Genomic DNA, 11656 nt, shown 5'->3' on the forward strand with positions numbered 1-11656 from the left:
CTGCCGCTCATTCTCTGACTGCTCGAATCGCCTAGTTACATCAGGCGAATGCCGTCTGCGTGTCAAAACCAAAACCGCGCGGCGCCTTCTGCGTGTCCTCGAACGTGACGATCTCGTAGGCGTCTTCGGTCGCGAGCAACTCGCGCAGCAACATGTTGTTCATCGCGTGGCCGCCCTTGTACGCCTTGTACGACGCCAGCAACGGATGGCCGACCACGTAAAGATCGCCGATCGCGTCGAGCATCTTGTGCTTCACGAACTCGTCGTCGTAACGCAGGCCGTCGTTGTTCAGGATGCGGTATTCGTCCAGCACGATCGCGTTGTCCATGCTGCCGCCGCGCGCAAGGCCCAGTTCGCGCATCATCTCGACTTCATGCGCGAAACCGAAGGTGCGGGCGCGCGCAATTTCACGCACGTAGGACGTGGTCGCGAAATCCACTTCGAGCGCCTGGCCCGTCTTGTCGACGGCCGGATGGCGGAAATCGATGGTAAAGCTCAGCTTGAAGCCGAAATACGGTTCGAGACGCGCGAACTTGTCGCCGTCGCGCACTTCGACGGGCTTCGTCACCTTGATGAACTGCTTCGGCGCGTTCTGCTCTTCGATACCCGCCGATTGAATCAGAAACACGAACGATGCCGCGCTGCCGTCCATGATCGGGATTTCCTCGGCGGTCACGTCGACATACAGGTTGTCGATGCCGAGGCCGGCGCATGCCGACATCAAGTGCTCGATGGTCGAGACCCGCGCGCCGTCCTTCTGCAACACGGACGCGAGCCGGGTGTCGCCGATCGCCATTGCCGACGCCGGGATATCGACCGGCTCCGGCAAGTCGATGCGCGAAAATACGATGCCCGTGCCAATCGGTGCGGGGCGCAGGGTCAGGTTGACCTTGCTGCCGGAATGGAGCCCGATCCCCACGGTTTTGACAACGGTCTTGATTGTTCGCTGCTTCAACATGATGTTCTTTCCGATTTACGATCCCTATAAAGAGAATCAATCGTGCATTAAATTCTAATAGGTCGAATTATACTCCATTCGTTGCACGCCGTCCTGATCCATGAGGTATCAAACGTTTCCCTGTGTTACGTCGCGGCGGCCCAACTGAGAAGTAGAACGGGCCGATGCCCGGAATGGAGGCATTTCCGGTCATCGGCCCCAAGTTACGGCTGATTGCGAGGGCGTCTGAAGCGTTGCGCGCGGGCAACGCAACGCCGCTGCATTCAGCGCAACGTCGCCAGGATGCTTTGAGCGTCGCTGACTTCGAACTTGCCGGGCGCTTCGACAGACAGCGTCTTGACCACGCCGTCGTCGACCACCATCGCGTAGCGTTGGGAACGGATTCCCATGCCACGCTCGGACAAATCCTGATCCAGTCCGAGTGCCTGAGTGAAACGCGCACTGCCGTCCGCGATCATCTTCACCTTGCCCGAGGCTTGAAGATCGCGTCCCCACGCGCTCATCACGAACGCGTCGTTGACGGAAACGCACCAGACTTCGTCGATGCCCGCTGCGGACAGGTCCGCCGCCGCATCGATGTAGCCGGGCACGTGTCTGGCGGAGCACGTCGGCGTAAACGCGCCCGGCAATCCGAAGATCACCACGCGTTTGCCGGCGCACCGCTCGCGCACCTGGAACGCATTCGGTCCCACGGCACAGCCCTCGGTCGCCTCGTCGATGAACTCGAAAAGGCGCGTATCGGGCAACGCTTCACCTACTTTGATCATGCTCGGTCCTTCCCTCATCAGTGCTCGCGACATCCTCGCGATTGCATCATCCCGCAACCGCGCCGAGGCCTTTTGCGGTCATGTCGGTTTCACTCTGCCTCCCTCGACGTCAGAAGCAGATTCGTGGAGGTCGGCTGGCCACGGCCCGGCGTCCATTTCGAATCAGGACGCGGCCTTGGACAGTCGCCCCACGCGAAACCTTCATCATCCGCGCAAAACGTTCAGCGCGTGCACGCGGTGTGCTGCAAGCAGCAAATAAACTGCGCTTCGCTCAGTCCGCCTGCTTGCGCAGGAACGCCGGAATGTCATACGTATCGACGCCCTTTTCCTGCAGCGCCTGCACGTGCGATGCCGCGGTTTCGCGGGTCGAACGCCACACTGCCGGGGTATCGAGCTGACCGTAATCCGTCGTCGACTGGCCGTGCTGCGCGCCGTACGTATTGTGATTGTGCGAAGGCTGATGGCCGTGCGCGATCGGCTGGTTGTCGGTGCCGGTGCGCAGCAGGGTCATCGGCGCTTGCTGCTGCTTCTTCGCCGCGCGGCCCAAACCAGTTGCCACCACCGTCACGCGCAGTGCGTCGCCCATCGCGTCGTCGTACACCGCGCCGAAGATCACCGTGGCATCGTCGGCCGCGTAGCTCTTGATGGTGTTCATCACTTCACGCGTTTCCGACAGACGCAGCGAACGGCTCGACGTGATGTTCACCAGCACGCCGCGCGCACCCGACAGATCCACGCCTTCCAGCAGCGGGCTCGCGACAGCCTGTTCGGCGGCGAGGCGCGCGCGATCGACGCCGGCGACCGTCGCCGTGCCCATCATCGCCTTGCCCTGCTCGCCCATCACCGTCTTCACGTCTTCGAAGTCGACGTTCACGAGGCCATCGACGTTGATGATTTCCGCGATACCGGCCACAGCGTTGTTCAGCACGTCGTCCGCGCACTGGAAGCACTTGTCCATCTCGGCGTCATCGCCCATCACCTCGAACAGCTTGTCGTTGAGCACGACGATCAGCGAGTCGACGTGATCCTCCAGTTGCTGCGAGCCAGCTTCGGCCACGCGCATGCGGCGGCCGCCTTCGAACTCGAACGGCTTGCTCACCACGCCGACGGTCAGAATGCCCATTTCCTTGGCGATCTGCGCGACCACCGGCGCCGCGCCCGTGCCCGTGCCGCCGCCCATGCCCGCGGTGATGAACACCATGTGCGCGCCGCGCAGCGCATCGGCGATGCGTTCGCGCGCGTCTTCCGCCGATTCCTTGCCCTTCTCCGGTTTCGCGCCGGCGCCCAGACCCGTCATGCCCAGTTGCAGCACCGTCGGCGCGCGCGAACGAGCGAGCGCTTGCGCGTCGGTGTTCATCACGATGAAGTCGACGCCCTGCACGCCGCGCGTGATCATGTGCTGAACCGCGTTGCCGCCAGCACCACCAACGCCCACGACCTTGATGATCGTTCCGTTGGTTTCCGTTTCCAGCATTTCGAAATCCATGTTGCCTCCGTCAAGAATGAAGATCGGCGTTATTCGATGAAAGATCGGGCAACCTTTCGTCGCGCGCCAGCCGCCGGTACCAGCGCGTAATTCGTTTCAATGCGTTTTGCTTAGAAGTTTCCGAGGAACCAGTCCTTCATCCTCGAAAACACTTGTCCCATCGAACCGTTCTGCACCGCGACCTTGCGGCCACGCATGCGTTGAGAGCGTCCTTCGGCGAGCAGGCCCATGGCAGTCGAGTAGCGCGGATTGCGCACCACGTCCGCGAGGCCGCCCGCGTACTCCGGCACGCCGATACGCACCGGCTTCAGGAAGATGTCTTCGCCGAGCTCGACCATGCCAGGCATCATCGCCGCGCCGCCGGTCAGCACGACGCCGCTCGACAGCAGCTCTTCGTAGCCCGACTCGCGCACGACCTGCTGCACCAGCGAAAACAGCTCTTCGACGCGCGGCTCCACCACCGCCGCCAGCGCCTGACGCGACAGCGTGCGCGGACCGCGTTCGCCGAGCCCCGGCACTTCGATCATTTCGTCCGGATCGGCGAGCGCCTGCTTGGCGATGCCGTAGCTCACCTTGATGTCTTCCGCGTCGGGCGTCGGCGTGCGCAGCGCCATCGCGACGTCGCTCGTGATCTGGTCGCCCGCGATCGGAATCACCGCCGTATGACGGATCGCGCCTTCGCTGAAGATGGCGATGTCGGTCGTGCCGCCGCCGATATCGACGAGCACCACGCCGAGTTCCTTCTCGTCCTCGGTCAGCACCGCGAGCGACGACGCCAGCGGTTGCAGGATCAGGTCGTTCACTTCGAGGCCGCAGCGGCGCACGCACTTCACGATGTTCTGCGCCGCGCTCACCGCGCCCGTCACGATATGCACCTTCACTTCGAGGCGGATGCCGCTCATGCCGATCGGCTCGCGCACGTCCTCCTGACCGTCGATGATGAATTCCTGCGTCAGGATGTGCAGCACCTGCTGATCGGTCGGGATATTGATCGCCTTGGCCGTCTCGATCACGCGCGCGACGTCCGCCTGCGTGACTTCCTTGTCCTTGATCGCGACCATGCCGCTCGAATTGAAGCTGCGGATATGGCTGCCCGCGATGCCGGTGAAGACGTTCGTGATCTTGCAATCCGCCATCAACTCGGCTTCTTCCAGCGCGCGCTGGATGGATTGCACCGTGGCCTCGATATTGACCACGACGCCCTTCTTCAACCCCTTCGAGTCGCTCTGACCGAGTCCGATCACCTCGTAGTGGCCTTCGCCCTTCAGTTCGGCGACGATCGCGACCACCTTCGACGTTCCGATGTCGAGGGAAACCAGCAGGTCTTTGTAGTCTTTGCTCATAGCGTGCTCATTGCCTGTGATGTCTGCTTACTTCTTGGCCTTGTCGGTGTCGTTGATGAAGCGCATGCCGGCTGCGCGTATCGCGAAGCCGTTCGGGTAACGCAAATCCGCATATTCGATGTCCTTCCCCCATCGTCCCGTTACGGACGTCCACGAAGCGACGAAACGCTTGCAGCGCTCATTCAGCGTGTCCTGGTTGCGTTCGCGACCCAGTTCGATCTGCGTGCCGTTCGAGAGCTTGACCGTCCACGCGAAACGCGGCGACAGCGTCACTTCCTCGGGCTGCGCGTCGAGCGGCGCGAACCACTTCTGGAAATCGCGATACCGCGCGACCACTTCCTTTGCCGTGCCTTCGGGGCCGTCGAACGCGGGCAGATCGTCGTCGAGCTCGCCCTGATTCGCCGTGAAGAGATCGCCGTCGACGCTCACCAGTTGATCGTTGCCCCACGTGCCGAGCGGCTTGTACTCTTCCAGCGTCACCGCGAGCGCGTTCGGCCACACGCGGCGCACGCTCGCATGACGCACCCACGGCACCTGTTCGAACGCTGCGCGCGCGGCATCCAGATCGACCGTGAAGAAGTTGCCCTTCAGGTGACCGACCACGCTCGCGCGCACGACCGGCTTGCTGACGTGCGTGGTGTCGCCGTCGATCTGAATCTCGCGCAGGCGAAACTCGGGACGCTGGATCGCCCAGTAACCCGCGGCGGCCAGAAGCAGCAGCACGAGCACGACGTGCAGCGCGTTGGCGGCGAGGTTGAGTTGGCGAACGTTGTTCCACATGGTTTCGCTTGTTCGTGTCCTGTGTGTGATCGACCTAATTCTTCAGCGTGAGCGACAGCACCTTCACGACGAGATCCTTGTAGCTGATGCCCACCGCGCGCGCGGCCTTCGGCGGCAGCGAGTGATCCGTCATGCCAGGCGCCGTGTTCACTTCGAGGAAGTACGGGTTGCCGTCCACATCGAGCATGAAGTCGGCGCGGCCCCAGTCGGTGCAGCCGAGAATCTCGAACGCGCGCTTGGTCAGCGCCTTCATGCGCGCTTCCTCGGCGTCCGTCAGGCCGCACGGAATCAGGTACTGCGTGTCGTCGGCGACGTACTTCGCGTGATAGTCGTAGAACTCGCCCGCCGGCACGATCTTGATGACCGGCAGGTCGAGATCGCCCGCGATGCAGCATGTGAATTCACCGCCGCCTTCGATGCTCTTCTCGACGATCACGATCTTGTCGAAGTTCGCGGCTTCCGCGAGCGCCGGCACGAGCGTTTCCGCGCTCTTCACCTTGATCACCGCGACACTCGAACCTTCGCTCGCCGGCTTCACGAAGAGCGGCAGCCCGAGCTTCGCGATGATGTCCTGCGCACGCGCCGCATAGTCTTCGCCGCGGAACACGGTCTCGAACGGCGGCGTCGGAATGCCGGTCTGCTGCCACACGAGCTTGGTGCGCAGCTTGTCCATGCCGAGCGCCGAGCCGAGCACGCCGCTGCCGGTGTAACGAATGCCGTAGAAGTCGAGCGCGCCTTGCAGTTGCCCGTTCTCGCCGTAACCGCCGTGCAGCGCGATGAACGCGCGCACGAAGCCTTGCGCCTTCAGATCCGAAAGCGGATGCCGGGCCGGATCGAACGGATGCGCGTCGATGCCTGCGTCGCGCAGACCTTCGAGCACGAGCCGTCCCGAATTGAGCGAGACTTCGCGCTCGGCGGAGTTACCACCGAGCAGCACCGCGACTTTGCCGAACACGGCCGGATCGATTTGATTCACTTGATTGCTCGTTACGTCTGTCATTTCAGTTCTGGCCGTTTGCCACGTTCGCCAGCTTTCCGCACACGCCGCCGATGGAACCGGCGCCCATCGTGATCACCACGTCGCCGTTGCGCGCGATCGTCGTGACCGCGTCGGGCACTTCATCCACCGTATCGACGAACACCGGCTCGACCTTGCCCGCGACGCGAATCGCACGCGCCAGCGCGCGGCCGTCCGCGGCGACGATGGGCGCTTCGCCTGCTGCATAGACATCGGTGAGCACGAGCGCATCGACCGTCGACAGCACTCTCACGAAATCCTCGAAGCAGTCGCGCGTGCGCGTGTAGCGATGCGGCTGGAACGCGAGCACGAGACGCCGGCCGGGAAACGCGCCGCGCGCCGCCGCGATCGTCGCAGCCATTTCCACCGGGTGATGGCCATAGTCGTCGATCAGCGTGTACGCGCCAGCGCCGTCATTCGCGCTCACTTCGCCGTAACGCTGGAAGCGCCGGCCCACGCCGTTGAATTCGGCGAGCGCACGCTGGATATCGGCATCGGCGACTTCGAGTTCAGTCGCGATCGCAATCGCCGCGAGCGCGTTCTGCACGTTGTGCGTGCCCGGAAGGTTCAGCACGATGTCGAGCGACGGCGCGTCTTCGCGCAAGGTCGTGAAATGCATGCGGCCATCGCGCGCCTCGACGTTGACCGCGCGCACCTGCGCTTCGGCCCCGAGACCGTAGCGGATGATCGGCTTCGACACGAACGGCAGGATCTCGCGCACGTTCGGGTCGTCGACGCACAGCACTGCGATGCCATAGAACGGCAGCCGGTGCGTGAACTCGATGAACGCCTGCTTCAGCCGCGCGAAGTCGTGACCGTAGGTGTCCATGTGATCGGCGTCGATGTTCGTGATGACTTCGATCACCGGGAACAGATTGAGGAACGACGCGTCCGATTCATCCGCTTCAGCAACGATGAAATCGCCCGTGCCGAGCCGCGCGTTCGCGCCCGCGCTGTTCAGGCGCCCGCCGATCACGAAGGTCGGATCGAGCCCGCCCGCTGCAAGCACGCTCGCGACGAGCGAAGTCGTCGTAGTCTTGCCGTGCGTGCCGGCGATCGCGATGCCCTGCTTCAGACGCATCAGCTCCGCGAGCATCACGGCGCGCGGCACGATCGGCACGCGGCGATGGCGCGCGGCGAGCACTTCGGGATTGTCCGCGCGCACGGCCGTCGACACGACGACCGCATTCGCGCCTTCGATGTTCTGCTCGTGATGGCCGATCTCGACACGCGCGCCGAGCCCACGCAAGCGCTCAGTGACCGCGCCGTTCGAGAGATCCGAGCCGCTCACGTGATAGCCGAGATTGAGCAGCACTTCGGCGATGCCGCTCATGCCCGCACCGCCGATCCCGACGAAATGAATATGCTTGACGATATGTTTCATGTTCAGTGTGCCTCCCGAGCTTGCGCGTTCACACGCGCGCCGGCCACGTCGGCGCAAACGCTCGCGACCCTCTCGGTCGCATCCGGTTTTGCCAGTGCGCGCGAGCGCTCGGCCATCTCGGCGAGCGTGTCGCGCGTCTGTGCGCGTAACCAGTCGGCGAGCTTTTGCGCCGACAAATCGCGTTGTTGTATCAATTCAGCCGCGCCGTTCTTCGCGAGAAATGCGCCGTTGGTCGTCTGGTGATCGTCGACGGCGAACGGGAACGGCACGAAGAGCGCTGCCACGCCGACCGCCGCGATCTCCGAAACGGTCATCGCGCCCGAGCGGCAGATGACGAGATCCGCCGATGCATACGCGCTCGCCATGTCCTCGATGAACGGCACGAGTTGCAGGTCGTCGCCCCGCGCGAAACCCGCTGCCGCATAGTTCGCTTCCAGTGCCTCGATATGCTTCGCGCCCGCCTGATGCACGATGCGCGGACGCTCGTCCGGCGAGAGCATGGCGAGCGCCTTCGGCACCGTTTCGTTCAATGCAGCCGCGCCCAGACTGCCGCCCACGACGAGCACGTTAAGGCGTCCGGAACGCGCGGCGTAGCGTTCTTTGGGTGGCAACGCGCTCGTTAGTTCCGCACGAATCGGATTACCGGTCCATTCGGCATTCGGCAGAGCATTGGGGAACGCGACCAGCACGCGCTTCGCGAGATGCGCGAGCATCTTGTTCGCGAGTCCGGCGATCGAATTTTGTTCGTGCAGCACGAGCGGGCAGCCCGCGAGCTTCGTCATGATGCCCGCCGGAAACGTGATGTAGCCGCCCATGCCGAGCACGACGTCCGGCTTCACGCGGCGCAGCGCCGCAAGGCTCTGCGAACACGCGCGCAACAGATTGACCGGCAGCATCAGCTTGGTCTTGATGCCCTTGCCGCGCACGCCGCCGAAGCGCACGTATTCCATCGGAATGCCGTGCTTCGGCACGAGCGTCGCTTCCATGCCGCTCGCGTTGCCGAGCCATACCACGCGCCAGCCATGCGCCTGCATCCAGTGCGCGACCGCGAGCCCCGGGAACACGTGGCCCCCGGTGCCTCCCGCCATGACCATCAGCGTGCGGTTGCTCTGCGCGGTCATACCTTTCCTCCGCGCATCAGCACACGATTCTCGTAATCGACGCGCAGCAACACCGCCAGCGCGACGCAGTTCAGCAAAATACCGGAGCCGCCGTAGCTGACGAGCGGCAACGTGAGACCCTTGGTCGGCAGAAGACCGAGGTTCACGCCCATGTTGATGAAGGTCTGCGCGCCGAACCAGATGCCGACGCCCTTCGCCATCAGACCGGCGAACGTGCGGTCGAGCGCGAGCGCCTGACGGCCGATCTCGAACGCGCGGCGCACGATCCAGTAGAACAGCAGAATCACGCAGATCACGCCGACGAAACCAAGCTCCTCGCCGATCACCGCGAGAATGAAGTCGGTGTGCGCTTCCGGCAGATAGTTGAGCTTCTCGACACTGCCGCCGAGACCGACGCCGAACCACTCGCCGCGCCCGAACGCGATCAGCGAGTGCGTCAATTGATACGCCTTGCCCTGCGCGTAGCGGTCGTCCCACGGATCGAGATACGCGAAGATCCGCTCACGGCGCCACGGCGACGCCCACACGAGCAGCGCGAACGTGCCGACTGCCGTCGCGACGAGGCCGCCGAACAGCTTGCCGTTCACGCCGCCGAGGAACAGCACGCCCATCGCGATCGCGGCGATCACCATGAACGCGCCCATGTCCGGTTCGAGCAGCAGCAGCGCGCCCACGGCGCCGACCGCAACCGCCATCGGCAGAAAGCCCTTGCCGAAGCTGTGCATGAATTCCTGCTTGCGCACGGTGTAGTTCGCGGCGTAGATCGTCACCGCGAGCTTCATGATTTCCGACGGCTGCATGTTCGTGATGCCGAGCGGAATCCAGCGGCGCGCCCCGTTCACGCCTTTACCGAGGTGCGGGATCAGAACGATGACGAGTAACACCAGCGCGATCAAAAAAAACTTCGGCGCGTATTTTTCCCACGTCTTGATCGGAATCTTGAATGCGATGATCGCGCCGACGAGCGCCGTCGTGATCGAAATCAGATGGCGCACGAGGAAGTGATAGTCGCGGTAGCTCGCGTACTTCGGCGAATCGGGCATGGCGATCGACGCCGAATACACCATCACGATGCCGAGTCCGAGCAGCGCGATCATCACCCACAGCAGCGAATAGTCGTAGTCGAGCATGCGCGAGCGCGCGGGACGCACGCCGTTCACCGCGCTCGAAATGCCGCCACGCGTACCGGAATTCGAACGGCCCGCGAGCGAGTCGCTCGGCATCGCGTTGCGCTGGCCGCTGAGTTTCGATCCGAAGCGTTCCGACCAGCTCATAGCATCACTCCCCGCGCGGCGGCAATTTCTTCGACCGCGCTGCGAAATACCTCAGCGCGATGTGCGTAGTTCTTGAACATGTCGAGGCTCGCGCACGCCGGCGAGAGCAGCACGGCGTCGCCGGCTTCGGCGATGCGCGCGGCGGCGTTCGTCGCGGCTTCGAGCGTCGCGTGATCTTCGAGCGCGACGCCCGTCGATGCGAGCGTTTCGCGGATGCGCGGCGCATCGCGGCCGATCAGCATGACCGCGCGTGCCCAGCGTGCGACGGGCGCTTCCAGTGGCGAAAAGTCCTGGCCCTTGCCGTCGCCGCCGGCGATCAGCACGATGCGTTGCGCGAGACCGTCGAGCGCGGCGACCGTCGCACCGACGTTGGTGCCCTTGCTGTCGTCGACGTAATCGACGCCGTCGATCTGCGCGATCACTTCCACGCGATGCGGCTCGCCGCGATATTCGCGCAAGCCGTGCAGCAAGGCGGCGAGCGGCAGGTCGATCGCGCGCGTCAGCGCGAGCGCGGCAAGCGCGTTCGCCGCGTTGTGAAGACCGCGGATACGCAGCGCATCGACGGGCATCAGCCGCTTCGAGACGACGTTCGGCTCGCTGATGTCCTGCTTGCGGCGGCGCGACGGCGCGGGTTCATCGGCTGCATCCTGGTCGACGCCGACGGCCAGCCACGCCATGCCGTTGTCGCGCAGCAGACCGTAATCGCCGACGTGACACGGCTCGTTCAGCCCGAACGTCACGACGCGGTCCTGCGCGATGTTCTTCGCGAGCGCCATCGTGCGGGCGTCGTCGCGGTTCAGCACGCGCGTGGTGCGCGGGCCGAAGATGCGGCCCTTCGCGGCGGCGTACGCGTCGAGGCCGCCGTGCCAGTCGAGATGATCCTGCGTGATGTTGAGCACCGCGGCGGCATCGGGTGCGAAGGTGTGCGCGGTCTCCAGCTGGAAGCTCGACAGTTCGAGCACCCAGACATCGGGCAGCGCGGTTTGATCGATGGCTTCGGTCAGTTTGTCGAGCATGGCCGGGCTGATGTTGCCCGCGACCGCGACCGACTTGCCCGCGCGCTCGCACAAAAGGCCGGTGAGCGCGGTCGTCGTGGTCTTGCCGTTCGTCCCGGTGATGGCGATGACCTTCGGCGCGTAGCCATTCACGCCGAGTCCGGCGAGCGCCTGCGCGAAGAGTTCGAGCTCGCCCCATACGGGAATGCCGCGTTCGTTCGCTGCAGCGATCAAGGGCGCGAGGTCCGGCGCGAGCGGCGAAAGACCCGGGCTGATCGCAACGAGTTCGATGCCGCCATCGAGCAAAGCGGGCGTGAACGCGCCGCCGACGAAATCAGCGTCGATCTTGTGGATCGCGAGTTCGGAAAGATTCGGCGGAGTTTCGCGCGTGTCGGCAATCTTCAGGCGGCAACCGTGCCTGGCGCACCAGCGCGCCATCGCCAGACCGGATTCACCGAGTCCAAGCACGAGCACCATCGGACTTTGCCGACCGACAAACTTCTCGCCAAACATCGCTTTACCTTTCCCAA

General features: G+C 64.1%; 10 protein-coding genes. All 10 read right to left on the reverse strand.

Annotated elements, in window-relative coordinates; genetic code table 11:
• Positions 1-40 precede the first annotated feature (40 nt).
• Positions 41-958 (reverse strand): UDP-3-O-acyl-N-acetylglucosamine deacetylase, encoded by a 918-nt coding sequence (gene lpxC, locus BTHE68_RS11085; RefSeq protein WP_061177717.1) that lies wholly within the window; start codon positions 956-958, stop codon positions 41-43.
• A gap of 263 nt (positions 959-1221) precedes the next feature.
• Positions 1222-1725, reverse strand: a complete 504-nt coding sequence (locus BTHE68_RS11090) for a peroxiredoxin (protein ID WP_061177795.1) — start codon at positions 1723-1725, stop codon at positions 1222-1224.
• Between the two features lie 271 nt (positions 1726-1996).
• On the reverse strand, positions 1997-3211 hold the full coding sequence (gene ftsZ / locus BTHE68_RS11095) for a cell division protein FtsZ (RefSeq protein ID WP_162066363.1): 1215 nt from the start codon (positions 3209-3211) through the stop codon (positions 1997-1999).
• Between the two features lie 110 nt (positions 3212-3321).
• Entirely contained in the window at positions 3322-4554 is a 1233-nt protein-coding gene (gene ftsA / locus BTHE68_RS11100; RefSeq protein WP_008342980.1) for a cell division protein FtsA, read from the reverse strand.
• Positions 4555-4581: 27 nt separating this feature from the next.
• A complete protein-coding gene (locus BTHE68_RS11105) occupies positions 4582-5334 on the reverse strand; it encodes a cell division protein FtsQ/DivIB (protein ID WP_162066364.1) in 753 nt (250 codons plus the stop codon).
• 34 nt (positions 5335-5368) lie between these two features.
• Positions 5369-6310, reverse strand: coding sequence for a D-alanine--D-alanine ligase (locus tag BTHE68_RS11110; RefSeq protein ID WP_162066365.1), 942 nt, complete (start codon positions 6308-6310; stop codon positions 5369-5371).
• A gap of 25 nt (positions 6311-6335) precedes the next feature.
• Entirely contained in the window at positions 6336-7736 is a 1401-nt protein-coding gene (murC, locus tag BTHE68_RS11115; protein ID WP_162066366.1) for a UDP-N-acetylmuramate--L-alanine ligase, read from the reverse strand.
• Between the two features lie 2 nt (positions 7737-7738).
• Positions 7739-8857: an undecaprenyldiphospho-muramoylpentapeptide beta-N-acetylglucosaminyltransferase gene (gene murG / locus BTHE68_RS11120; protein WP_162066367.1), complete on the reverse strand. Its 1119-nt coding sequence runs from the start codon at positions 8855-8857 to the stop codon at positions 7739-7741.
• A complete protein-coding gene (gene ftsW, locus BTHE68_RS11125) occupies positions 8854-10131 on the reverse strand; it encodes a putative lipid II flippase FtsW (RefSeq protein WP_162066368.1) in 1278 nt (425 codons plus the stop codon). The genes murG and ftsW overlap by 4 nt, the downstream gene beginning before the upstream one ends.
• Positions 10128-11639 carry a UDP-N-acetylmuramoyl-L-alanine--D-glutamate ligase gene (murD, locus tag BTHE68_RS11130; protein ID WP_061177710.1) on the reverse strand — a complete coding sequence of 504 codons (1512 nt, stop codon included), beginning with the start codon at positions 11637-11639 and terminating at the stop codon, positions 10128-10130. Before murD ends, ftsW begins: the two co-directional genes overlap by 4 nt.
• Between the last annotated feature and the right edge of the window lie 17 nt (positions 11640-11656).

This window comes from Burkholderia sp. THE68 (assembly GCF_009938265.1).
Taxonomy (GTDB): Bacteria; Pseudomonadota; Gammaproteobacteria; order Burkholderiales; family Burkholderiaceae; genus Caballeronia.

What these genes read in the sequence shown, in the direction of transcription:
- lpxC (WP_061177717.1), bottom strand. Translation starts at nt 958, where the DNA reads ATGTTGAAGCAGCGAACAATCAAGACCGTTGTCAAAACCGTGGGGATC.
- BTHE68_RS11090 (WP_061177795.1), bottom strand. Translation starts at nt 1,725, where the DNA reads ATGATCAAAGTAGGTGAAGCGTTGCCCGATACGCGCCTTTTCGAGTTC.
- ftsZ (WP_162066363.1), bottom strand. Translation starts at nt 3,211, where the DNA reads ATGGATTTCGAAATGCTGGAAACGGAAACCAACGGAACGATCATCAAG.
- ftsA (WP_008342980.1), bottom strand. Translation starts at nt 4,554, where the DNA reads ATGAGCAAAGACTACAAAGACCTGCTGGTTTCCCTCGACATCGGAACG.
- BTHE68_RS11105 (WP_162066364.1), bottom strand. Translation starts at nt 5,334, where the DNA reads ATGTGGAACAACGTTCGCCAACTCAACCTCGCCGCCAACGCGCTGCAC.
- murC (WP_162066366.1), bottom strand. Translation starts at nt 7,736, where the DNA reads ATGAAACATATCGTCAAGCATATTCATTTCGTCGGGATCGGCGGTGCG.
- murG (WP_162066367.1), bottom strand. Translation starts at nt 8,857, where the DNA reads ATGACCGCGCAGAGCAACCGCACGCTGATGGTCATGGCGGGAGGCACC.
- ftsW (WP_162066368.1), bottom strand. Translation starts at nt 10,131, where the DNA reads ATGAGCTGGTCGGAACGCTTCGGATCGAAACTCAGCGGCCAGCGCAAC.
- murD (WP_061177710.1), bottom strand. Translation starts at nt 11,639, where the DNA reads ATGTTTGGCGAGAAGTTTGTCGGTCGGCAAAGTCCGATGGTGCTCGTG.